Consider the following 22,520-nt stretch of genomic DNA (forward strand, 5'->3'; position numbering starts at 1 on the left):
ACACGGCGCGTGAGGTGCACACATCAGGTTCGATGAGGCGGCGTGGCGAGCGGGATGCGGGCCACCGGCGTCCACCGGTATCCGGCCGCGCGCGTGTCCTGCGCGACGTCGAGCAGGTGCACCTCGCGTACGGTCAGCGCGGCGTGGCCGGGGCGCACCTGGCGCAGCGCGGCCTGCACCCGGCCGGAGTCGCCGGACCCGGTGGCGTAGGCGAGCGTGAGGTGGCCGGGCATGGCCTGGTAGGCGACGGCCTCGCTGCCGAGCACATCGGAGATCGCGGTGCGGGTGCGGGTGTGCACGGTGTGCAGGGGCTCGCCGGGCAGGTCGCCGTCCAGGTCGGCGAGCACGACGGTGACGCTGGCCAGCGCGGAGCCGACGGTGAGGGTGAACGCGGGCACATCGGACAGCGCCTCGGTGAGTCGGGCGGTGAGCTTGTCGCGCTCGCCGGGGCCGATCTCGGCGGCGGGGATGCCCATCACCGGCTGGACGGTGACGTGCAGCCACGGGTCGGGCACGGGGTTGAGGAAGCCGAACGGGGCCATCGCCGCCCGGCAGCCGTGCACGAGCCGGGCGAGGCCCTGGTCGTGCTGGAGGTCGGGGAGCAGGTACACGTGCAGGCGGGTCCACCCCAAGGGCCAGACCCGGGCGCCGGTGAGGAAGGGTTTCATCGGCCGCGCGGCGGCTGCCACAGCTCGAAGCGGTTGTCCTCGGCGTCGTACGCCCAGCCGAACCGCCCGAACTCCCCGTCCTCGACCTCGTCGGCGACCCTGACCCCGGCGGACCGGAGCTGGCCGAGCATCGCGTCGAGATCGTCGACCCGGAAGTTCATCATGTACGGCTGGTCGGGGTCCACGTAGTCGGCGTCCTTCTCGAGGACCGTCCAGGTCGTCGTGCCGCCCGCGTGCCAGCGGAAAGTGTGGCCACCCCATTCTCTGACGTCGATGCCGAGGTGGGTGGCGTACCAGGCCCGCAGGGCTTCGGCATCGCGGGCGCGGAGGAAGACACCGCCGATACCTGTTACTCGCTGCATTCGGACATTCTCACATGAAATGAAGCGCCGGGCCGGACCTTGGCGCACGCTGCGCGCGGGGGCATGATGCTTGGCATGCTTCGTTCGATGATCGACGGCGGGCCGGTTCCGGCCGGGGCCCGGGTGCTGGACAGCCGCAACCCCGCGGACCTGGACGACGTCGTGGCGCAGGTGGTGCTCGCCGACCCGGCCACGGTCACCGCGGCCGCCCGGTCGGCGCACGCCGCGCAGCGGGCCTGGGCCGACGTGCCCGCCCCGGTCCGCGGCCAGGTCGTCGCCAACATCGGCGCGCTGGTCGAGGCCAACGCCGAGGCGCTGGCGCGGCTGGTCACCCGCGAGATCGGCAAGCCGCTGGCCGAGGCGCGCGGCGAGGTGCAGGAGATCGTCGACACCTGCCGGTTCTTCCTCGGCGAGGGCCGGCGCCTCTACGGCCAGACCGTGCCGTCGGAGATGCCGGACAAGCAACTGTTCACCTTCCGCGAACCGGTCGGCACCGCGATGATCATCACGGCGGGCAACTTCCCGGTCGCCGTGCCGTCCTGGTATCTGGTGCCCGCGCTGCTGTGCGGCAACACGGTGGTGTGGAAGCCCGCCCTGTACGCCGCGGCCGCCGCCGACGCCCTCTACCAGCTGTTCGTCCGGGCCGGCCTGCCCGCCGGGGTGCTCAACCTCGTGCACGCCGACGGCCCGGAGACGTTCACGGGCCTGTCCCACGCCCTGGACGAGGGACTGGTGCAGAAGGTCGGCTTCACCGGCTCGACCGAGGTCGGCCGGGCGATCGGCGAGCTGTGCGGCCGCCACCTGCAGAGCCCGTGCCTGGAGCTGGGCGGCAAGAACCCGATGGTGGTGACCGAGGACGCCGACCTGGACCTGGCGGTCGAGGGCGCGCTGTTCGCCGGGTTCGGCACCGCGGGCCAGCGCTGCACGTCGCTGGGCACCGCCATCGTGCACGAGTCGGTGCACGGCGAGTTCCTGCGGCGCTTCGCCGCGGCGACGGAGGCCGCCGCGGTCGGCGACCCGACCCGCGACGTCCTGTACGGACCGCTGCTCGACGAGCGCTTCGCCGCCTCGTACGAGAAATATCTGGGTTGGATCACCGGCGGGCAGCGGGTGCTCGGGGCGACCGGCCGGATCACCGCGGACAACCCCCGCGCCGGTTTCGTCGGCGACCCGGCGACCGGCCTGTTCTACCACCCGGTGATCGTCGACGGGGTGCGTCCCGGCGACGACATCTTCGACCACGAGACGTTCGGCCCGCTCGTCGGCGTGACGAGCTACGGTGCCCTCGACGAGGCGATCGAGCTGGCCAACGCCCCCGGGTACGGGCTGTCCAGCGCCATCTATACGACGGACCCGAAGAAGGCGTTCGCGTTCCGGCGCGGTATCGGCGCGGGCATGGTCAGCGTCAACAACTCGACCTCGGGCGCGGAGGCGCACCTGCCCTTCGGCGGCAACGGCCGCTCCGGCAACGGCAGCCGCCAGTCCGGCATGTGGGTGCTCGACCAGTTCACCCGCTGGCAGGCTCTGAACTGGGACTACTCCGGCCGCCTGCAGAAGGCACAGCTGGAGGTCGCGGTCGTCCCGGCCGACCTGGACTTCCGTCTCTAGCTCCGTCGGCGGCTGCCGCGGCGTGGCGCGCGCGGCGGCGTGAAGATCGCCGTTTCGTGTCAGATCCTCGGGTACCACCGCAGATCATGACCTCAAACGGCGATCTTCGCCCAAGATCCCCTGACCTGCCTGGCAGCTTCGTTTCGTAGGTGGCTTGACCGTGAACTTGTATCCGCCGCCGTCGCCTGGGACGCTGCACTGGCTGCAACGTATCCTCCGCACGCCGGTCGCCGCGGTGATCCCGCTGGTAGGCGGCATCGCGCATGCCGTCAGTGCCGTCGACACCACCGATGGGCGGCGGTACGCACTGCGCCGATGGTGCCGGCCCGGCTGGCAGGTCGAGGATCCGTGGTTCACCCCGGCCAACGAGGTCGCCGCGCTGACGGCCCTGTCGGGCACCGGCCTGCCCGTGCCCGAGGTCGTCGCCGTGGACCCGGCGGGGGAGCACACCGACTTCCCGGCCCTGCTGATGACCTGGCTGCCCGGCACCATGCTGCCCAGTGCCACCCACCGCGCGGCCGCCGAACCGCCGCCGTCGACGGACATGCTGCGCCAGCTCGTCGACGCGGCACACGTCGTGCACGCCGTCGACGGCACGGGCGTCGCCCCGTGGGAGCCGTACGTCGTGCTGGCCGAGGCCCGCCCGCCTGCGGCCAGCACCCGCCCCGAGCTGTGGGAACGGGCGATCGCGGCCGGCGCGGCCGTCGGGCCTCCGGCGCGGTGCACTCTGATCCACCGCGACTACCACCCCGGTAACACGCTGTGGCGCGACGGCCGCCTCACCGGCATCGTCGACTGGACCAACGCCTCCCGCGGCACACCCGGTTACGACTTCGGCTACCTGCGCGTCAACCTGCTCATCGCGCACGGCCAGGAGACCGCCGACGCCCTGCTGCCGTTGCTCGACGACCACGACCCGGCCGCCGACCTGCTCGCCTTCCTCGACATGGAATGGGAGGGCCCGCACGCCGCCCCGCTGCCCGTCATGGAGTCCTACCTGCAACGCCTGCTGTGAAAGGAGGGCACCCTCACGTCGCTATTTGTTGTAGAAGGTGCCCTTCCTTTCGCAGCAGCCTTCAGAGCTGGGCGCCTTCGTCGAGCGCGGCGCGGGCTTCGGCGGCGGACGGTCCGTGCTGGGCGCAGACCTGTTCGAGCGCGGCCCGGTACGCCGTCGGCAGGGTGTCGTCGGCGGCGACCGGCACGTCCGGCGTGATGCCGACGGCCTCCCAGTTCGTGCCGGACACCGGGTTGACCGCGCGGGCGACCGAGATCGTCGCCTCCAGGTGTGGGTGCAGACGGAAGCCCTCGCGCGGGTGCGCGCCGCCGCGGGTCTGCGCGCCGACGACCGTGCCACGGCCGGTCTGCTGCACGTCGTACGCGAGCGCCTCGCCGCCGGAGAAGGTGGCCCCGCTGGTCAGCACGTACAACGGCCGGTCCCGGCCGAACCGGCGGCCGGGCACGTGGGCGTGGGTCCACGACTGCCGCACCTGGTCGGTGGCGCGCTCGTACATCCCGGTCAGCTGCACCGGCTCGTGGTTCCACAGGTAGCTCATGAACAGCCCGGCCGCGGACGGCTCGCCGCCCAGGCACCCGCGCAGGTCCACGATCAGCGCCCGCACCGGTGCGAGCAATGTGAACGCCGCGGCGTACACGTCGCCGACGAGCACCGCCGGGAACAGCACCGGCGTGATCTCCAGCAGGCCGACGTCGCCGGGCAGGCGGCGCGCTGCGGCGACCCCGCCGCAGGTGCGTTCGGCCCACTGCGCCATAGCGGCGTACTCGGCCGCGTCGTCGCCGGGAACCTGCTCCGGCCGCGGTTCGGCATGGTGCAGCAGGCGCAGGTGCTTGTCGCCGTTGACGGACTGCAGGTCGGCGGTGACCGCCGCGGCGAGCGCGGCGAGTTCGGTGGGGTAGCCGTCGCGGCGGGCCGCGAGCCGCGCGGAGATCTCGGCGGCCGCGTCGGGGAACACGTAGCGCTCCTCGACCAGGGTCCGCAGCCGGTCGACGAGTTCGGTCACCTCAGGGGTCTGCATGGCGTCCAGGGAAGCACGCCGCTTGACAAAGCGTCAAGAGTTCTTGACGCTTGACTCATGACGCCGCGAGACACAGAGCACCCAGACCGGGCAACGCCACCGCCAGACCCGGCCGAAGAGGTGACGGTCATGCAGGTGAACGCCGCGGAGCACTACAAGGCGCTGGCCCACCCGATGCGACATCGGCTGCTGTTCGCGCTGGAACGGCCCGCCACGGTCAGCCGGCTCGCGGCGGTGCTGCGTACCAACAAAGGCAATGTGGCGCACCACCTGAAGGTGCTCGTGGACGCCGGGTTGGTGCGGCCCGCCGGCACCCGCACCGTGCGCGGCGGCACCGAGCAGTACTACGCCCGCCCGGCCCGCGCCCTGCACTACACCGGCCCCGGCGCCGCGGAGAACACTGCGGTCGCGTTCCAGGCGCTCGGCGCGGAGATCGCCGCGGCCGCGCCCGACCCGTTCCTGGTGCTGCGTCACCTGCGGCTGACCGCCGACCAGGTCCGCGAGCTGACCGCGACCCTGACCACGCTGGCTGAGGACACTCCTGACGCCGGAGACGACGGCATGCGGTACGGCCTGCTGCTCGGTCTCTATCGACCGCACGATCCGGACAGTCCATCTGATTGATCGACGATCTCTTCATCAGCGTTTTCTCAGCTTGGCGCAGTTGAGGTGGGCAGAACGCGTAAGGAGAGGTGGTCGTCTACATGAGCGCACAATGGCGTGAGCGGTTGCGGACGGACGTGCCCGCGTCCCTGGTGGTGGTGCTGGTGGCGCTGCCGCTGTCGCTGGGCATCGCGGTGGCGTCGGGCGCCCCGGTGATCGCGGGATTGGTCAGCGCGGTGATCGGCGGCATCGTCGCCGGCGCGCTGGGCGGGTCGGTGGTGCAGGTCAGCGGTCCGGCGGCCGGGCTGACACTGATCGTGGCGCAGACCGTGGCCACCTTCGGCTGGCGCGGGGCGTGCGCGGTCACCGTCGCGGCCGGCGTGCTGCAGCTGGGGCTGGGCGCGTCCCGGGTGGCGCGGGCCGCGCTGGCCGTGTCGCCCGCGGTCGTGCACGGCATGCTCGCCGGGGTCGGCGTCGTGATCGTCCTGTCCCAGCTGCACGTGCTGCTGGGCGACGCTCCGCAGGCCTCCGCGCTGGCGAATCTGCGCGCCCTGCCCGAGGAACTGCTGCACAACCACACGCCCGCGGTGTTTGTCGGGGTGCTCACCCTGGCCGTGCTGTGGGGCTGGCGGGCCGTGCCGACCCTGGCCGGGGTCGTGCCCGCGCCGCTGGCGGCGATCGTCGTCGGCACCGCCGTCGCGGTCGTCACCGGGTGGGACCTGCAGCGGGTGGACATCCCCGACGACATCCTCGCCTTCGACACGGGCCCGATCTGGCCCGACACCTCCCCATCGGTGTTCCTGGCCGCGGTCGGCGCGGTGGCGCTGGTCGCCAGCGTCGAGTCGCTGCTGTGCGCGGTCGCGGTGGACCGCATGCACGACGGCCCGCGGGTCAACCTGGACCGCGAGCTGGCCGGGCAGGGCGCCGCGAACATCGTCGCCGGGGCGCTGGGCGGGCTGCCGGTGGCCGGCGTGATCGTGCGCTCGACGACCAACGTGAAGGCCGGCGGCCGGTCACGGCTGTCCGCGGTGCTGCACGGGGTGTGGATCCTGGTGCTGGTCCTCGTCGCCGCGCCGGTGATCGAGCTGATCCCGCTGCCCGCGCTGGCGGCGCTGCTGGTCTACACGGGCGTGCAGATGGTCAACCTGACCCACGCCCAGCAGGTGCACCAGCACCGTGAGATGCCGGTGTACGTGCTCACCATGCTGGCCGTGGTGGTGCTGGGTCTGTTCGAGGGCGTGCTCGTCGGCATGGGGTGCGCGCTGCTGCTGTCGATCTGGCGGCTCACCCACGCCACCGTGCGGGCCTACCAGGACGAGAACGGCTGGCACGTCGCCATCGAGGGCTCGCTGACCTTCCTCGCGGCACCGCAGCTGACCCGGACGCTGGCCCAGGTGCCCGCGGGCGTCGCGGTCGGCGTCGAACTCAACGCCGACTTCATGGACCACGCCGCGGTGACCGCGCTGCACGACTGGCGCACCGCGCACGAGCGCGGCGGCGGCAGCGTCGAGGTGCACGAGCTGCACCATCACTGGTACGCCGACGCGATCACCGGCCAGCGTTCGCCGGCCCGGAAGATGCACCCGACCGCCTGGCTGCTGCCCCGCGTGCACCGTGCGGTGCCGCACGGGGCCCGCGAGCGCCTGGCCCGCGGCGCGCGGCTGTTCCACCGCCACGGCGCGCGCCGGGTCGGCCCGCTGCTGGCCGAGCTGGCCCGCACCGGTCAGCAGCCCACGCAGCTGTTCATCACCTGCGCCGACTCGCGCATCGTGCCCAGCATGATCACGTCGACCGGCCCCGGTGACCTGTTCACCGTGCGCAACGTCGGCAACCTGGTGCCGCAGCACGGCGTCGACGACCATGACGGCAGCGTGCCCGCGGCGATGGACTTCGCGCTGCACGTACTGCAGGTCCGCACCATCACGGTGTGCGGGCACTCCGGTTGCGGCGCGCTGGCCGCGTTGCTGCGCCCGGGCACCCTCCCGGCGCGGATGCCCGACCTGCTCCGCTGGCTGCGCCACGCCCAGCCCAGCCTGCACCGGGTCGCCCAGGACGCCGGCGGCGAGGGCGACCACCTGACCCGGCTCTGCCAGCAGAACGTGGTCCAGCAGCTGGAGAACCTGATGACCTACCCGGCGGTGGCCGAGCGCGTCCACGACGGACGCCTGGAGCTGGTCGGCATGTATTTCGACATCGCCACCAGCCGCATCCACCTGCTGGACCCGACGCACACCCGGTTCACGCCCGTCTCCAGCCTCTGACAGGCGACGGCTGCGCCGCCGCGCGTGGCCGTCGTCGGATGTAGTCGTTGGTGCGATACCTGAACCCGCGAGAGGATCATGGGCAACGCACGAGACAGGAGTGATCATGACGCACGTCGTACGTCTGCCCGCGCCGGACGGGATGGCACCGGCCACCGGATACAGCCATGTCGCCTGGGGCACCGGCCGCCTCATCGCGATCTCGGGTCAGGTCGCCCATGACGAGCACGGCCGACTGGTCGGCCCCGGCGACCCCGCCGCGCAGGCCCGGCAGGTGTTCGAGAACCTGCGCCGCTGCCTCGCCGCGGCCGGCGCGACCTTCGCCGACGTGGTGAAGCTCGGCTACTTCGTCGTCGACGCCGCGCACATGCCCGCCGTGCGGGCCGCGCGCGACGAGTTCATCGACCCCGCACAGCTGCCGGCCAGCACCGCGGTGCAGGTCGCCGCCCTGGTCGCGCCCGAGTTCCTGCTGGAGATCGAGGCCTGGGCGATCGTTGCCGACGACGGGGCATGAGCGTCGTCGTGATGTGCGGCCTGGGCCGGATGGGGACGACCGGGCACACGGCCGGGGGGGGGGGGGGGGGGGGGGGGGGGGGGGGGGGGGGGGGGGGGGGGGGCGCGCGCCCGCGCGCGGGCCGGCGGGGGGGGGGGGGGGGGCCCCCCCGCCCCCCCCCCCCCCCCCCCCCCCGCCCCGGCGCCGTCGCAGGTAGTCAGGCGGTCGGGGCCGGGGTGTAGACGAGGTTCAGCACGCCGGTCTTGAACGTCTCGGACGACGCCAGGGTGAGCGGGATCGTCTCGCCGTCGTCGAACAGGCGCTGGCCGTGGCCCACCACGATCGGGTGGATCAGCAGGTGCAGCTCGTCGAGCAGGCCGGCCCGCAGCAGCGAGCGCACCAGCACCACGCTTCCGGTGATGCCGAGGTTCTTGCCCGGCTCGGCCTTCAGCGCGCGCAGCTCGTCCAGGTCGCGCACGATGGTGCTGTTCTCCCAGGTCGCCTCCTGCAGGGTGCCGGACACGACGACCTTGCGCTTGCCGTTCATGACGGCCGCGAACTCGTCCTCGCTCTTGGGCCAGTACTCGGCGAAGCCGTCGTAGGTGGTGCGGCCCAGCAGCATCACGTCCGAGCTCTCCATCAGCGCGCCGACGGCCGCACCCATGGCGTCGTCGAAGTAGGGGAAGTGCCAGGTGTGGGGGTCCTGGACGACGCCGTCCAGCGACACGAACAGCCCAGCGACGATCTTCCTCATGATGTCCTCCGGTCGGTGTCAGCGCCGTGCCCGGGTGGCCCGGCTGCTGTCTCACCCAGTCAGACGAACGAGCCTCGGCAAACTCATCGGTCCCGGGAAGAAAAATTTGTCGGCTCCCCGAACAGGGCACTGACCTGCGCCGACGTGCTCGATGCCGGTACGCCGATGAGTCGGGGCGTCGCCGACCGTCCTAACTGACAAGGTGCCCCGTGCCCGGTTCGCGTCCGGCGGCGGGCGGGTGCGCCGCAGAGGAGGCGAGTGGTGCGCGAGCACGGGCGGGAGTCGTACGCGGTGCTGGTCCTCGGCCCTTCCTTGCGGGCGGGGGACCTGGCGGCGCTGTGCGCCCGGGTCGACGACGCCTGCCGCGACGTGCCGGCGGGCGGCGACCTGGTGGTGCTCTTGGACGTCGGCGCGCTGACCCGGCCGGACCTGGCCGGGCTGGACGTGCTGGCCCGGCTCCGCCTGCACACGAGCCGGGCGGGGGGCTCGCTGCGGCTGTGGCGGGCCGGCCCGCACCTGCGGCTGCTGCTGGAGCTGACCGGTCTGCGCAGCGTGCTGCCGTCGCATCCGGGCGGCTCAGCCGACGAGTTCGGCCTCCTTGCCCCGCACGAGCGCGGGGGGCAGGCCGAACAGCGGGAACAGCCGCTCGGTGTCGAGGAAGTTGTTGACCCCGGCGATCCGTCCGGCTGAGATCTCCAGGACGATGAGCGCCCACGGCTCGTGGCGGTCCGGGTCGTCGGTGGGACGGTACTGCCCGAAGGCGGGCAGGCCGTTGGCGGCGACGGGCACCAGCCGTGAGCCCTTGCAGCCGATGCCGATGCCGAGCATCCAGGTGCTGATGTCGGCGACCCCGCGGAACCACAGGTCCAGCGGCGGCATGGACAGCGTCGCGTCCTCGTGCAGCAGCGTCGCGAGCGCTTCGAGGTCGTAGCGCTCGAACGCCTCGACGTATCGGGCGAGCAGGGCGGCCTGGTCGGCGTCGGTCGGGGCCAGCACGTCGGCGTCGGTGGCGCTGACCGCGCTCAGGCTGGCCCGGGCCCGCTGCAGGGCGCTGTTGACCGAGGCGACGGTCAGGCCGAGCAGTTCGGCGGTCTCGGCGGCGCTCCATGCGAGCACCTCGCGCAGGATCAGCACAGCGCGCTGCTTGGGGGCCAGGTGCTGCAGCGCCGCGACGAAGGCGAGCCGGACCGATTCGCGGGCCACGGTCAGGTCCGCCGGGTCGGCGGTGTCGGGCAGCAGCCGGTCGTCGGGCGCGGGGCCGACCCACACCGACTCGGCGAGCGGCACGGGTGCGCTGGTGACCCGCTCGGGCGCGCCGGCCGAGGCCAGGTCCATCGGGCGGGCCCGGCGCTGCGCGCTGCCGAGCATGTCCAGGCACACGTTGGTGGCGATGCGGTAGAGCCACGAGCGGACGGCCGAACGGCCCTCGAACTGCTCGTATCCCTTCCAGGCACGGATCAGGGTCTCCTGCACCGCGTCCTCGGCCTCGAACGCCGAGCCCAGCATCCGGTAGCAGTAGGCGGTCAGTTCCCGGCGGTGCGCTTCGAGCATCTCCTCCACGCCCGCGAACCTACACCCGCCGCCCGACACGAACCGTCACCCCGACGGGGCACCGACGTCTGCGCGGACGCGAGGGCCGGGGGCAGCCCAGGCCGTGTAAAAGATTCTTGACATCGCTTCGCGGCCACTCTACCTTCGATATGTCAAGTTTTCTTAACATGGCCGCGTGTGCGGCATGGTTCCGCGCACCCGAAATCAAGGAGGAGTCACCATGCACGCGCTGACCCGTACCGCCCGCGTGACCGGGCTGTTCTACCTCGGCAACGCCATCACCGCGATACTCGGACTCCTCGTCGTCCGCCCGCAGCTGTTCGCCGCCGACGACGCCCAGGCGGCCCTGGCCGACCTGATCGCGCACGAGTCACTCGCCCGCGCCGCCGTCGCCCTGGAACTGGGCATGGTCGTCACGCAGACCCTCGCCGCCGTCTGGTTCTACCGCCTGTTCCGCACCGTGGACGCATTCGCCGCGAGCGGGATCGCCGCCTTCGGCCTGGTCAGCGCAACCGTGGGCCTCGTGAGCGCGGCTCTGCTGGCCACGGCGGTCGGGCTGTCGGTCGACCCGGTCGGCGACGCCGCGGCCACAGTCCCGGTTCTGTTCCTGATCAGCGACAACCTGTGGGGCGTGGGCGCGCTGTTCTTCGGCCTGTGGCTCATCCCCATGGGCTGGTGCGTGCTGCGATCCGGCTGGATGCCCCGCATCCTGGGCTGGATCCTCCTCGCCGGCGGCGTCGGGTACGTGATCAGCGCGTTCGTCGAATATCTCGCTGACGCACACGTTGTAGCCGAGGCGCTCACCTATCCCGCTGCCGTCGGGGAACTCTGGATGGTCGGCTACCTGCTCATCCGCGGCGTGCACCGAAAGGCGCTGGAGGAAGCGCCGCCGACTGTCCACCCGCTGACGCCGGTGGCGAGCTGAAGCGCCATCGATGCTTCGACAGAGGAGGGCTGCGGGGCTTTTCGCGGGGCGGTTGCGGGTGGGGGCGGGGTGGGGGACGTATCTTCGGGCGATGGACAGCCGCGAGATCTCCACGGACCGACGTCTCACCGACTTCCTCGTCGAGTACCTGGGCAAGTGGACCGACGCGCAGGGGCTGACCGTGGTCGGCAGCCCGGCACGGACGCGGCCGGGGTGGGACGGCCAGGTCCGCGACGTGGTCGGGGTGTCGACGCCGCACGGCGGGGTGCTGTCGGTCGCCCCGCATGCCCTCGATGCGGTACGCGACGCGGTGCGCACCTGGGACGATGTGCCCGAGCGGCTGCCCGCGGCACTGGGGCGGCCCGACGCGACCGCGTACCGCGGGGTGTTCCGGTGGACGCAGGCGCCCGCGGAGCTGCCGGACGCCGGGCAGTGGGTGGACGCGCTCGATCCGCGCGTGCCGGGGTGGCTGCACCCGTTCGGCGGGCAGGTGCTGATCAGTTTCGACGACGCGGGCCGGTACGCGGCGGGCGTGGGCGTGAAGCGGCACAACAGCGCGGGCATGGAGATCTCCGTCGGCACCGAGGAGGCGCACCGGGGCCGCGGGCTGGCCACGGCGCTGGTCGCGCAGGCGGCGCGCTGGATCCTGGGGCAGGGCGCGGTGCCGATCTACCTGCACGACCCGGCGAACACCGCGTCGGACCGCACCGCGCGCAGCGCCGGCTTCCCGGACCTCGGCTGGCACATCGTCGGCGTCGGCGGCCGCCCGCTGGGCGAACCGCGTTCGGAGCAGTCCGCGCCCGAGTAGTGCCGTCGGGCACACGATTCATGGGGAGTCTCCCCGGGCCGCGGAGCGCGTGGAATCATTCGAGCCCGACCCGCAGGAGCAGACCCATGACATATGTCGTACGCAGGACCGAGCCGGGCGAATGGCAGCAGCTGCGCGCCCTGCGCCTGGAGGCGCTGCAGGATTCGCCGAGCGCCTTCGGCACCACGTACGCCGACGCCGCCGCACTCGCCGACGAGGTCTGGCGGCAGCAGGCGGAGCAGAGCGCGACCTCGTCGACCTCGGCGATGTTCATCGCCGCTGCCCAGGACGGCCGCTGGGTGGGGATGGCCGGCGCCGCTCCGCTGGACGACGTGCCCGGCACCGCCTGCATCCACGGCGTCTACGTGGCCCCCGCACACCGTGGCCGGTCGGCCGGACTGGCGACCCGGCTGATGGACGTCGCGATCAGGTGGACCCGCGACAACACCGACGCGTCCTGGCTCACCCTGGGCGTGCACGAGGACAACGTACGTGCGCAGGCCTTCTACCGGCGAATCGGGTTCACCGAAACCGGCAAGATCGTGCCCTTCCGCCTCGACCCGTCCAAGAACCTCCACATCATGGGCTACCAAGACTTCCGCCCGACCCTGGCCCGCTAGTCTGATGATCATGGCGGATTGGGTCACCCGCCCGGCTTTGACGGCGGACGTCGAGCCGGTGGCGGAGTTGCGGGCGGTGGTGCTGCGGGCGGACCTGGAACGGCTCGGGCGCTACGACGAGCACCGGGTGCGGCAGCGGCTGCGGGACAAGTTCGCAGCGGAGCACACCCGGGTGATCGAGGTCGCCGGTGAGTTCGCCGGTTGTGTAACGCTGCGCCCGGCCGCCGACGCGCACTGGTTGGAGAACTTCCTACTGGCCCCGCATCTGCACGGCGGCGGCATCGGCACGGCCGTGCTGGCCGGGCTGCTGGAGCAGTGCGACCGTGCCGGCACCCGGGTCCGGCTGCAGGTGCTGCAGGGCAGCGCGGCGCGGCGGCTGTACGAGCGGCACGGATTCTCGGTCGAGACCGAGGACCCGGTGGACGTGTTCATGATCCGCGAGCCGGTGGCGGTTACCCGCGAGGAGTGACCACGGCCCGCCGTCGTGGATCAGCCGGTCACGGGCTCGCAGGCGCGACGCGGTCGGACGGTCACGGGGTCAGGGGCACGAGGTGGTCGGCCGGTCGGCGTGCCGCAGGTGTGCCCTCACGGCGTCGACGAAGGCGTCAGGGGCGTCGCGGTGGACGCAGTGGCCCACCGGGATCGTCACCAGGCGGCCGTGCGGGAAGCGGACGGCCATCGCGGCGATGCGGTCCTGGGGCAGGAAGCTGTCCGGGCCGCCGCGCATTGTCAGCACCGGGCAGGCGACCGCGTCGACCGCGTCCCACCAGGCCGGATCGGGCGCGTTGAGCTGGCTCACGATGTGCCGCCGGATCTCGTGGTCGGGCACGGTGAAGCCCATCGGGTCCGGCGGCGGCGTCTCCTCCAGCACCAGCCCCGACACCCGCTCCGGCCGGGCGTACGCGGTCAGGTACGCGGCCACGCCCCCCATCGAGTGCCCGATGAGTGTCACGTCGCGCAGGTCGAGCGCGTCGAGGAACCCGACGACGTCGTCGCGCAGCAGCTCGAACGAATAGCGGTCGGTCCGCTCGCTGGCCCCGTGCCCGCGCAGGTCCACGGCGTACACCCGGTGATCCGTGGCGAGCGCGGGAGCCACGTCCACCCAGGTCGAGCTGTCGGCGCTGCCACCGTGCAGCAGCACCACCGGCCGCGCGGCGGGCGGGCCGAACACCCGGTAGGCGAGCCGCACACCGCTGACGTCGATGACCTGATCACCTGACATGGTGGCGAGCCTACCGGCGGCCGCGAAAACCGGAGGGCCGCGACGAGCCGCGCGGCTACGATGCGCCGATGGAGCAGACCATGCCGCACACCGCGGCCACCCTCGCCGCCGACCTGGACAAGCTCGGCCTGTCACGGGGTGACGTGGTGCTCCTGCACGCGTCCCTGAAGAGCGTCGGGTTCACGGCGGGCGGCACGCACGCCGTCGTGCAGGCATTCCTGGACGTGCTCGGCCCCGAGGGCACGCTGGTCGTGCCGACCCACACCCCCGAGAACACCGACCCGGCCGTATGGCAGCGCCCGCCGGTGCCCGAGCCGTGGTGGCCGGTGATCCGCGAGCAAACCCCGGGCTTCGACCCGGCGCGCACCCCCAGCCGCTGGATGGGGTTGCTCGCCGAGTCGGTCCGCACCTGGCCGGGCGCGCTGCGCAGCGACCACCCGCAGGTGTCCTTCGCGGCCCTCGGCGCGCACGCGGCGGCCGTCGTCGCCGCGCACCCGCTCGACGACGCGCTGGGCGAGCGCTCGCCGCTGGGCGCGATCAACCGGCTCGACGGCAAGGTGCTGCTGCTGGGCTGCGATCACGACTCGAACACGTCGCTGCACCTGGCCGAGTGGCGGCAGCAGGAGCCGCCGCGCATCGGCACCGGCTCGTCGGTGCGGCGGCCTGACGGCACCAGCCACTGGGTGACCTGGACCGACGTGGACCCGGACGAGAGCGACTTCGCGCGGCTCGGCGCGGACTTCGAGGCCACCGGCGCGGTGTGCCGGGGCCGGGTCGGCTCGGCCGTCGCGCGGCTGATGCGCCAGCGCACCCTTGTCGACTTCGCGACCGAATGGATGGCCACGCACCGCGTCGGCGCGAACGAATCGGCTGCTCATTCCTGATTGGGCATAACCTTCTCTCAGGCCGCCGACGGGGTCGCGGCTCAGGGGAGGGGATGCTCGTGTCCGCACCGTCCGATGCCGCCACCGTGACCGCCGCCGAGACGACACCCGCGACCGGCTCCGTGCTGCCGCAGATGCGGGTCATGTGGTGGGAGCACGGCATGCGCGCCCGCGCCGACGCCGGACTGCGCACCCTCGCCCAGGCGCTGCCGCGGCTGGTCGGGACCGCGCTGCGCATCGCCTGGCGCGCCGACCGGGCCCGCACCGCGATCGTGCTGTCCTGCACGGTGCTGGCCGGGGTCCTGTCGACGGCGGGCCTGCTCGCCACGCAGCAGGTCCTGGTCGGCCTGTTCTCCGCCGCGCCGACCCCGGACCGGGTGGCCACGGCGCTGCCCGCCCTGATCGTGCTGGCCGGGGCCGCGGCGCTGCGTGCGGGCATGGGCATCGCCACCGGGTACGCGCTCAACGGGCTGACGCCGCGGGTGGACCGGGCCGTGCAGCGGCAGCTGTTCGAGGCGACGACGGCCGTGCGGCTGGACGCGTTCGACGAGGACGCGTTCGCCGACGACATGGAACGCGCCGCGCGCGGCATGGAGTCGGTGATCGGGCTGGTCAACGCGATGATGGCGCTGGCCGCGGGCACCATCGGGGTGCTCGCCGTGGCGGTGGCGCTGGTCGTGGTGCACCCGCTACTGCTGGGCGCGATGCTGCTGGCCACGGTGCCCAACGCGTGGGCGGCGCTGAAGGCCGGGCACCTGGAGTACCAGACGTACCTGGCCGGGTCGGTGCGGCGGCGGCGGATGTGGATCCTGAACCGGCTGATGGCCGACCGGATGACCGCCGCGGAGCTGCGCGCGTACGGGCTGCGCGGGTTCCTGCTCGGCCAGTACGACACGGTGATGGAGACCGAGACCCGCATCCAGCTCGACCTGGCGCGCCGGGTCACCACGACCAACGCGCTGGGCGCGATGGCGGGCGGTCTCGCCACGGGCGCGGTGTACGGGCTGCTCGGCTGGCTGCTGCTGGACGGCGCGATTCCGCTGTCGGCCGCGGCCACCGCCGTGATCGCGTTGCAGGCGGCCCGCCATTCGCTGAACACCGTCACCTACCAGGTCGACGCGCTGTACATGGAGGGCCGGCACTTCGACGACTACACCGAGTTCATGGAGCGGGCGAAGGCGCACGTGCCCGCCGCGGACGGCAGCCTACCCGCGGCCGAGCTGGAGACGCTGCGGGTCGAGCAGGTGAGTCTGAGCTATCCCGACCGGGCGGCCCCGGCGGTCGACGGGGTGTCGCTGGCCGTGCACGCCGGGCAGACGGTGGCTTTCGTGGGGGAGAACGGCTCCGGCAAGACCACCCTGGCCGCGGTGATCGCCGCGCTGCGGGCCCCGTCGGCGGGCACGGTTCTGTGGAACGGCGTGCCGCTGGCGGAACTGGACGCAGACCAGCTGCGGGCCAGGATCGCGGTGGTGTCGCAGGACTACTGGAAGTGGCCGTTCACCGCGGAGGTCAACATCCGGCTGGGTGAGGCGGGTGCGCCGGTGGCACGCGAGCGCATCGAGGCGGCGGCGCTGCGCGCGGTGGCCCACGACATGATCATGCAGCTGCCGTTCGGGTACGACACGCTGCTGGATCGCACCTTCGCCGACGGGCAGGACCTGTCGGGCGGGCAGTGGCAGCGCATCACCGCGGCGCGCGGCTTCCTGCGCGACGCGGACCTGCTCATCATGGACGAGCCGTCGTCGGCGCTGGACCCGCGCGCCGAGGACGCCCTGTTCCAGGCGATCCGGGACCGGCAGGGTCGGCGGACCACCATCCTGATCACGCACCGGCTGGCCAACGTGCGCCACGCCGACGTCATCTACGTGCTGCACGAGGGCCGGCTGGTGCAGTCGGGCCGCCACGACGAGCTGATGGCGGCGGGCGGCCGCTACGCCGAGCTGTTCACGCTCCAGGCCCACGGTTACCTGGCCGCCGGCTGATCTGCTCATATCATGACAAGGTGGGCGAGGTGCCGGAGGAGACCGTGCGTGAGCTGTACACGGGCCTGCCCGAGCAGTTCACGGCCGCCCGCGACGCCGCCGCGGCGGCGGCCAAGGCGACCGGGCACGGCGCGCAGGCCACGGCCATCAAGCGGCTGCGCCGGCCCACCGTCGCCGCGTGGCTGGTGAACCTGCTCGCCCACCGCGCACCCGAGCGCATCGCCGAGCTGACCGGGCTGGCCGACGCGCTGCGCGACGCCCAGCGGCAGCTCCGCGGTGCGGACCTGCGCACGCTGACCGTGCGGCGCCGCGAGCTGCTCTCGGCGCTTGCCGAACAGGCCGCGGACTTGGCGGTGCAGGCCCAGCCCACGCTGAGCCCGGCGAAGCTGCCGATGGCCGAGGTCGAGCAGACCCTGGCCGCCGCGCTCGCCGACGACGAGATCGCCGCTCAGGTCCGCGCCGGCACGGTCGTCAAGGCCGTGTCCTATACCGGGTTCGGCGCGGCGCTGCCCTCCGGCGACGAACCCGATGACAATGAACCCTCGGGCGACACCGACGACCGGGCCGAGACCGGCGGTCGTCCCGCAGCAAAGGGTGCGGTAAGGGCGACCGGCGGCCGCGCGGCAGCCAGGACTGCGGTCCGGAAGGGCCTGGTCGCGGCGACCGAAGGCGGGACTGCGGCCCGCAAGGGCCCGGTCGCGGCGACCGAGCCTGCGCGGGTCGCGCGGACGGCGGCACCGGTCGTCCAGCCGCCGGTGCCGGCCGGGTTGCGGCGGGAGCTGGACTCGGCGCGTGACGCCGAGCAGCAGGCGCGGGACGAGGTGGAAACGGCAAGGGCGGCCGAGTCGTCGGCCGTGGACGAGCTGGCGCAGCTCAGGCAAGCGCTGACGGCGCTGGAGGAGCGGCGTGGCCGGGCGCAGCAGGAGGCGAACGGGCTGCGGGCGGCCCGTTCCGCGGCGGAACGGGCGCTGGCCGCGGCCGTGCGCCGCACCGCGAAGGCGCAGGCGGCGATCGACGCCGCGACGGCATGACACCGGCCCGGCGCGGGGCCGGACCGACACAGCAGGAGGAGCGGACCATGTTCGGCAGGACGCGAGCGTTCTCGGGGTTCTCGGTCGACGACACCGAGCAGGCCAGGCGGTTCTACGGCGAGACGCTGGGCCTGGAGGTCACCGACCTCGGCGGCGGCCTGCTGCGGCTGGAACTGGCCGGCGGCGGCCAGGTGCTGATCTATCCGAAACCGGATCACGAGCCGGCGACGTACACCATCCTGAACTTCCCGGTGACCCATCTCGAGGCCGCGATGGGCGAGTTGCGCGAACGCGGCGTCGCATTCGAGCAGTACGACACCGACGACCTGACGACCGATACCGCAGGGGTCTCCGACGCCGACACGGGCCCGCGCATCGCCTGGTTCAAGGACCCGGCGGGCAACATCCTTTCGGTGCTCGAGGAGGACTGAGCGCCGCGTACCCTCTGGCGTGGCCGCCTGTGGAGACACTACGGTGACGGCCCAGGACGTGTCCGCCGGCGCGGGCGCCGGACGGGGGAGTCGCATGGCCGGGGCGGGGCGGGGCGTGGGTCGGCGTTCGATCGTGGGCGGGCTCGTCCTTCTGCTGCTGCTGCCGTTGGCCGCGTGCACCGGGGGCGGCCAGCGCGGCGACGGCGAGCAGGCCGCGTTGTCGCCTGAGCAGACCGCGGCCGCGCTGGCCTCGCCGGATCCGGCGGAGCGCCGCCGCGGGGCCTGGTCGGTGCTGGTCAACCTGGGCGTGGCCGTCTACACCCCGACGGGTGAGCAGGTGCTGGCCGGGGTGCGGCCGGGCGTGGACGGGGTGCACGTGCTCCAGGCGCAGGTGGACACCCTCGCCGAGATGGCGGGCACGGCCCGGGAGCCGATGCTGGCCTTCGTGCGACGGCTGTCGGAACTGGGCGTGCGGCGTGCGCCGGCCGAGCTGCTGGAGCTGTACCAGAACACGTATTGGCAGGGGCGGAGCAGTTGGCTGGTGCGGCTGCTCCAGGCCCGCAAGGTGGACTTCTCCGGTGACGGGTCGCTCGGGCCCTCGGTCGACGCGCTGTCGGAGTGGCTGATGCTGCTGGACGGGTTCGTCGACCCGGCCGCGACGGCGCGGGTGCCCGAGCGCGCGCCGATGGGCACGGGACAGCGGTCCGCGCCGGAGGCGGCCGGCTGGGGGCTGGTGTACGCCGCGGGCGGCCGGGAGCTGTCGCTGGGCGACGCGCCCGCGATGGCGTACGCCCACGCGATGCTGCGCTGGCAGGACGTGCGGATCCGGATGTCGCCGCAGGGCGCGCGCCTGGCACAGGGGCCGGGCGGGCCCGGTGACGCGCTGGACGTGGTGGCGACCGTGGACGTGGCGCAGGCGGCCGGGTTCGGGCCCGAGCCGCTGCTGGTGGCGAACGCCGCGCCCGGCGCGGTGGACCTGGCCTGGTTGCCCCCCGCGGCGCTGGGCGGGCATGTGGAGATGGGCGCGGGCGGGTTGGCGCCGCAGCGTGCCGTGACCGACGCCGCGGGCCGGGTGACGGTGCGGCTGCGGGCCGCGGCCGACCCGGGCGCGGCGACCGATCCCGCGCGGACCGTCACCGGATTGCTGCAGGCCGCACCGATGGACAACCTGAAGCTGTTCCAGGCGGTGTTCGCCGGTGCGCCGGCCGGACTGGCCGGGTTCCTGGCGCCGATGCCGCGGCCCACGGGGCAGCTGCCGGTGACCGTCACCTGGCACGGCAAGGAGGACTGCGCGACGTTCACCGACGGCGAGTGGACCGGCACGGCGACGGTGTCGGGCGCGGTCCGGGTGTCCGGCGCGACGTTGCGGCCGGACGGCGGCGAGATCACGTTCCGGCTGGTGGTGGCGGGTGGCAACGTGGTCGCAGGTGAGGTGGGACAGCTGACCGAGCTGTCCGGCGCGGTCGGCGGCCGGCAGGTCACGGGCGCGCTCGACGGTACGAGCCGGCCTGCGGGCGCCGCCGGTGCGGTGGTCTTCGCCAGTCCCGCGAGCACGCTGGAGTGGACCGTCGGTGAGCAGCCGGCCAAGACGGCGCCGGTGTCGGTCGAGGGACGCTTCACGCCGAGGGAGGGCGACTGCTCCACGCTGACCGGTGACCTGACGCTGACGGCGCGCGGCAAACGCGCCACCGACGCGGTCTCCGGCACCCTCACGGCGCGGTTCACGGCCACCAGCGCCGGATGAGGCCAGGCCGCGGCCGTAACGCCGGTGAGCTGCACTGTCTCATGTGGATAGTCATCGTACATGTGTTCTAAAACACACACCGTATATTAACCGACTACTGGTTGACACGAAAGTGATGTATTTAGATATCCTGCTAGTGCGCGGATAACCAGTGGTTTGATTGGCGGCCTTCGGGCAAACCGCTGGTTGTGCCGGTGTGTTCCACCACGTCCCGAACCGGGTGCGGGCCCGGACCGGGCGATCGCCGGCTCCGCGTGCTCATCACTGCGATGACGGAGGCGGAACATGTCAGACAGTCCAGGCGCGACCACCACGGTCGCCAGCGCGTACGACCTCATCGGCGGCGCGCCGTCGGTGCGCGAGGCGGTGGACCGGCTCTACACCTACCTGCTCGCCGACGAGCAGCTCGCCGACTACTTCGACGGAATCGACCTGCCCAGGCTCAAGAGCCACATGGTCGCGCTGCTCACCCACGTGCTCGGCGGCCCCACCGGATACCCGGTGGAGAACCTCGGCCCCGCGCACGCCCGGTTGAACATCAGCACGGCGGACTACCAGCGGGTCGCGCAGTATGCCGCCGGAGTGCTGTTCGAACTGCACGTGCCGATGGACATCATCCTCCAGGTGGGACAGGTGCTGGCCAGCGTGCAGCCCCTGATCGTGGCCGAGCCGGCGGCGGCCTGAGGATGGACGCCGCGCGCCTGCAGCAGAGCTTCGCCGTCGTGTCCGCACACGGCGACCGAGCCGCCCAGCACTTCTACGCCTTCCTCTTCGTGGCGTATCCGGAGTTGCGCGACCTGTTCCCGGTGTCCATGGCCGGCCAGCGGGACAAGCTGCTGCAGGCGTTGGGGCACGTCGTGTCGCACGTCGACCGCCTCGACCAGGCCGTGCCGTACCTGGAAGGGCTGGGCCGCGACCACCGCAAGTTCTCGGTGGTCGGGGCACACTACGCGCAGGTCGGACAGGCGCTGCTGGCCACCCTGGAGCACTTCCTGGGCGAGAAGTGGACCGACGACCTGGCCGCACAGTGGTCGGCGGCGTACGACCTGGTGTCCGGCACCATGCTGCGGGCGGCCGAGCACGCCGCCCGCAGCCAGCCCGCCTGGTGGACCGCCGACGTGCTGGAACACGAACGCCGCGGCCCCGACCTTGCCGTGTTCACGGTCCGCCCGACCATGCCGCTGACCTACCGGCCCGGACAGTCCGTGGCCCTGGAATGCGCGCTGCGGCCCCGGGTCTGGCGCTTCCTGTCGCCCGCGAACACCCCGCGCGCCGACGGCACCATCGAGTTCCACGTCCGCGCCCAGTCCGGCGGCGAGCTCAGCCCGGCCCTGGTCCACCAGCTGCGCGAAGGCGACCAGGTGCGGCTCGGCGCACCCGTGGGCCGGCAGCTCACCCTCACCCCGGGCGGTGGCCGCGACCTGCTGCTGATCGCCGCCGGCACCGGCCTGGCCCCGATGCGGGCACTGGTCGAGCAGGTCGAGGTCGAGACCGCCGCCGGCGTGCCGGCCCGGTCCGTGCAACTGTTCGCCGGCGCTCGGGGCGTCGGCGACCTCTACGACCTGCCGACCCTGCGCGGGCTGGAGGCGGCGCACCGCTGGCTGAGCGTGCTGCCGGTGACGCCGGAGGAGCGCGGCGGCGACGACGTGCTCGGCGCGGCGCTGCGCACCACCCGCCTGGCCGAGCGCGAGGTGTACGTATGCGGCCCGCCCGCCTTGACCGGCAACGGGCGCGACGCGCTCGCCGCCGCCGGCGTGCCCGCCGCTCAGATCCATACCGAGGACTACGACGGCAGCCGTTACCGGCCGTCCCAGGCACCCGCGGCGAGCGCCGCCGCGATCCGATGACACAGGGGGAGCAGTGACCACTGTCAGCGCGTACGAGCAGCCGGACCTGCGCAAGCGGGTGCCGCACACGCCGGAGTCGATCGTCCGCCACCACCTGCCCGATGCCAGCGGGCGGCGGCGCGGCTACGACAAGGAGGCCGTCGACCGGCTACGGCGCACGCTCGCCGAGGACGTCGACGCGCTCAACGCCTACATCGCCGCCCAGCAGGCCGAACTGGACCGGGTCAAACGGCTCGGCGACCGCCTGCAGCCCGTCGACCCGGCCGTGCGCGCCCGGCAGGTCGCCGCGGAGGCGGTCACCCTCACCGCCCGTGCGCAGGCCCAGGCCGACACCGTTATCGCGGCCGCGCAGCAGCAGAGCCGGCTGATCGTGGAGAGCGCCGAGAAGCAGGCCGCGCACATCCTGGAGGCCGCCCGCCGCGACGCCGACCGGGCCGCGGCGAGCTACCGGGCGTCCGCCGGGGGCGCGTACAGCCCGGACCGGGAACGCCAGGCGCGCGACGTGGCCATGCTGGCGACCTGCCTGCGCTCACTGGAGGCGGCGCGGTCCAACCTGCCCGCCATCGAGGCCCAGTTCGATGCGGTGATCCTGGCGTTCGCGCACCAGCTGCAGCACCTGACGCCGTCGCCCGACTGATCACAGGACCGCCGACGGCGTCGTGTCCTAACTGGAGTGAACATGACCGGCCCGGC

24 protein-coding genes are annotated in these 22,520 nt (G+C 73.1%); 18 read left to right on the plus strand and 6 right to left on the minus strand.

Annotated features, from left to right (window positions below; genetic code table 11):
- Positions 1-23: 23 nt before the first annotated feature.
- Both F9C41_RS05335 and F9C41_RS05340 read right to left on the minus strand, forming a co-directional pair.
- A complete protein-coding gene (locus F9C41_RS05335; protein WP_155385542.1) occupies positions 24-668 on the minus strand; it encodes a 2'-5' RNA ligase family protein in 645 nt (214 codons plus the stop codon).
- Positions 665-1,030: a VOC family protein gene (locus F9C41_RS05340; protein WP_155385543.1), complete on the minus strand. Its 366-nt coding sequence runs from the start codon at positions 1,028-1,030 to the stop codon at positions 665-667. The genes F9C41_RS05335 and F9C41_RS05340 overlap by 4 nt, the downstream gene beginning before the upstream one ends.
- 75 nt (positions 1,031-1,105) lie before the next feature.
- On the opposite strand from F9C41_RS05340, the gene F9C41_RS05345 reads away from it, so the two are divergent.
- Together F9C41_RS05345 and F9C41_RS05350 are read left to right on the plus strand one after the other, a co-directional pair.
- Positions 1,106-2,638 (plus strand): aldehyde dehydrogenase family protein, encoded by a 1,533-nt coding sequence (locus F9C41_RS05345; protein ID WP_230689333.1) that lies wholly within the window; start codon positions 1,106-1,108, stop codon positions 2,636-2,638.
- 160 nt (positions 2,639-2,798) lie between these two features.
- A complete protein-coding gene (locus tag F9C41_RS05350; protein ID WP_196279631.1) occupies positions 2,799-3,653 on the plus strand; it encodes a phosphotransferase family protein in 855 nt (284 codons plus the stop codon).
- A 61-nt stretch (positions 3,654-3,714) separates the two neighbouring features.
- Here the strand turns inward: F9C41_RS05350 and F9C41_RS05355 are convergent, their stop codons facing one another.
- Positions 3,715-4,671 (minus strand): S41 family peptidase, encoded by a 957-nt coding sequence (locus F9C41_RS05355; protein WP_155385545.1) that lies wholly within the window; start codon positions 4,669-4,671, stop codon positions 3,715-3,717.
- A 129-nt stretch (positions 4,672-4,800) separates the two neighbouring features.
- On the opposite strand from F9C41_RS05355, the gene F9C41_RS05360 reads away from it, so the two are divergent.
- The 3 genes from F9C41_RS05360 (at position 4,801) to F9C41_RS05370 (ending at position 8,049) form a co-directional block, all read left to right on the plus strand.
- The gene (locus F9C41_RS05360; RefSeq protein ID WP_155385546.1) at positions 4,801-5,295 is read left to right on the plus strand and encodes an ArsR/SmtB family transcription factor; all 495 of its coding nucleotides are present in this window, start codon (positions 4,801-4,803) and stop codon (positions 5,293-5,295) included.
- A gap of 80 nt (positions 5,296-5,375) precedes the next feature.
- Positions 5,376-7,535: a bifunctional SulP family inorganic anion transporter/carbonic anhydrase gene (locus F9C41_RS05365; protein WP_155385547.1), complete on the plus strand. Its 2,160-nt coding sequence runs from the start codon at positions 5,376-5,378 to the stop codon at positions 7,533-7,535.
- 106 nt (positions 7,536-7,641) lie between these two features.
- Complete coding sequence (locus F9C41_RS05370; RefSeq protein ID WP_155385548.1) at positions 7,642-8,049, plus strand: RidA family protein; 408 nt, start codon at positions 7,642-7,644, stop codon at positions 8,047-8,049.
- A gap of 196 nt (positions 8,050-8,245) precedes the next feature.
- Here the strand turns inward: F9C41_RS05370 and F9C41_RS05375 are convergent, their stop codons facing one another.
- Entirely contained in the window at positions 8,246-8,782 is a 537-nt protein-coding gene (locus F9C41_RS05375; protein WP_155385549.1) for a dihydrofolate reductase family protein, read from the minus strand.
- A gap of 261 nt (positions 8,783-9,043) precedes the next feature.
- Between F9C41_RS05375 and F9C41_RS05380 the strand changes: the two genes are divergently transcribed.
- Positions 9,044-9,472: an STAS domain-containing protein gene (locus tag F9C41_RS05380; protein WP_196279632.1), complete on the plus strand. Its 429-nt coding sequence runs from the start codon at positions 9,044-9,046 to the stop codon at positions 9,470-9,472.
- On the opposite strand, the gene F9C41_RS05385 is transcribed toward F9C41_RS05380, so the two are convergent.
- A complete protein-coding gene (locus F9C41_RS05385; protein ID WP_155386188.1) occupies positions 9,359-10,333 on the minus strand; it encodes a sigma-70 family RNA polymerase sigma factor in 975 nt (324 codons plus the stop codon). The genes F9C41_RS05380 and F9C41_RS05385 overlap by 114 nt on opposite strands.
- 220 nt (positions 10,334-10,553) lie before the next feature.
- Between F9C41_RS05385 and F9C41_RS05390 the strand changes: the two genes are divergently transcribed.
- The 4 genes from F9C41_RS05390 to F9C41_RS05405 all read left to right on the plus strand — a co-directional run bounded on the left by F9C41_RS05390 (position 10,554) and on the right by F9C41_RS05405 (position 13,155).
- On the plus strand, positions 10,554-11,258 hold the full coding sequence (locus F9C41_RS05390; protein ID WP_155385551.1) for a DUF4386 domain-containing protein: 705 nt from the start codon (positions 10,554-10,556) through the stop codon (positions 11,256-11,258).
- A 91-nt stretch (positions 11,259-11,349) separates the two neighbouring features.
- The gene (locus tag F9C41_RS05395; RefSeq protein ID WP_155385552.1) at positions 11,350-12,066 is read left to right on the plus strand and encodes a GNAT family N-acetyltransferase; all 717 of its coding nucleotides are present in this window, start codon (positions 11,350-11,352) and stop codon (positions 12,064-12,066) included.
- A gap of 86 nt (positions 12,067-12,152) precedes the next feature.
- A complete protein-coding gene (locus tag F9C41_RS05400) occupies positions 12,153-12,686 on the plus strand; it encodes a GNAT family N-acetyltransferase (RefSeq protein WP_155385553.1) in 534 nt (177 codons plus the stop codon).
- A 10-nt stretch (positions 12,687-12,696) separates the two neighbouring features.
- On the plus strand, positions 12,697-13,155 hold the full coding sequence (locus F9C41_RS05405) for a GNAT family N-acetyltransferase (protein ID WP_155385554.1): 459 nt from the start codon (positions 12,697-12,699) through the stop codon (positions 13,153-13,155).
- A gap of 69 nt (positions 13,156-13,224) precedes the next feature.
- Here the strand turns inward: F9C41_RS05405 and F9C41_RS05410 are convergent, their stop codons facing one another.
- The gene (locus F9C41_RS05410) at positions 13,225-13,908 is read right to left on the minus strand and encodes an alpha/beta fold hydrolase (protein WP_155385555.1); all 684 of its coding nucleotides are present in this window, start codon (positions 13,906-13,908) and stop codon (positions 13,225-13,227) included.
- A 68-nt stretch (positions 13,909-13,976) separates the two neighbouring features.
- On the opposite strand from F9C41_RS05410, the gene F9C41_RS05415 reads away from it, so the two are divergent.
- The 8 genes from F9C41_RS05415 to F9C41_RS05450 all read left to right on the plus strand — a co-directional run bounded on the left by F9C41_RS05415 (position 13,977) and on the right by F9C41_RS05450 (position 22,464).
- Positions 13,977-14,792, plus strand: a complete 816-nt coding sequence (locus F9C41_RS05415; protein ID WP_155385556.1) for an AAC(3) family N-acetyltransferase — start codon at positions 13,977-13,979, stop codon at positions 14,790-14,792.
- Between the two features lie 53 nt (positions 14,793-14,845).
- Entirely contained in the window at positions 14,846-16,774 is a 1,929-nt protein-coding gene (locus F9C41_RS05420; RefSeq protein WP_155385557.1) for an ABC transporter ATP-binding protein, read from the plus strand.
- Positions 16,775-16,794: 20 nt separating this feature from the next.
- Positions 16,795-17,805, plus strand: a complete 1,011-nt coding sequence (locus tag F9C41_RS05425) for a serine/threonine-protein kinase (RefSeq protein ID WP_155385558.1) — start codon at positions 16,795-16,797, stop codon at positions 17,803-17,805.
- A gap of 47 nt (positions 17,806-17,852) precedes the next feature.
- A complete protein-coding gene (locus F9C41_RS05430) occupies positions 17,853-18,236 on the plus strand; it encodes a VOC family protein (RefSeq protein WP_155385559.1) in 384 nt (127 codons plus the stop codon).
- 115 nt (positions 18,237-18,351) lie between these two features.
- Positions 18,352-19,980 carry a hypothetical protein gene (locus F9C41_RS05435; RefSeq protein WP_155385560.1) on the plus strand — a complete coding sequence of 543 codons (1,629 nt, stop codon included), beginning with the start codon at positions 18,352-18,354 and terminating at the stop codon, positions 19,978-19,980.
- A gap of 285 nt (positions 19,981-20,265) precedes the next feature.
- Complete coding sequence (locus F9C41_RS05440) at positions 20,266-20,664, plus strand: group I truncated hemoglobin (protein WP_155385561.1); 399 nt, start codon at positions 20,266-20,268, stop codon at positions 20,662-20,664.
- 2 nt (positions 20,665-20,666) lie between these two features.
- The gene (locus tag F9C41_RS05445) at positions 20,667-21,827 is read left to right on the plus strand and encodes a globin domain-containing protein (protein ID WP_155385562.1); all 1,161 of its coding nucleotides are present in this window, start codon (positions 20,667-20,669) and stop codon (positions 21,825-21,827) included.
- Between the two features lie 13 nt (positions 21,828-21,840).
- Positions 21,841-22,464, plus strand: coding sequence for a DivIVA domain-containing protein (locus F9C41_RS05450; RefSeq protein WP_155385563.1), 624 nt, complete (start codon positions 21,841-21,843; stop codon positions 22,462-22,464).
- The last annotated feature ends 56 nt before the right edge of the window (positions 22,465-22,520 follow it).

Source organism: Catellatospora paridis (assembly GCF_009720365.1).
Classification (GTDB): Bacteria; Actinomycetota; Actinomycetes; order Mycobacteriales; family Micromonosporaceae; genus Catellatospora; species Catellatospora paridis.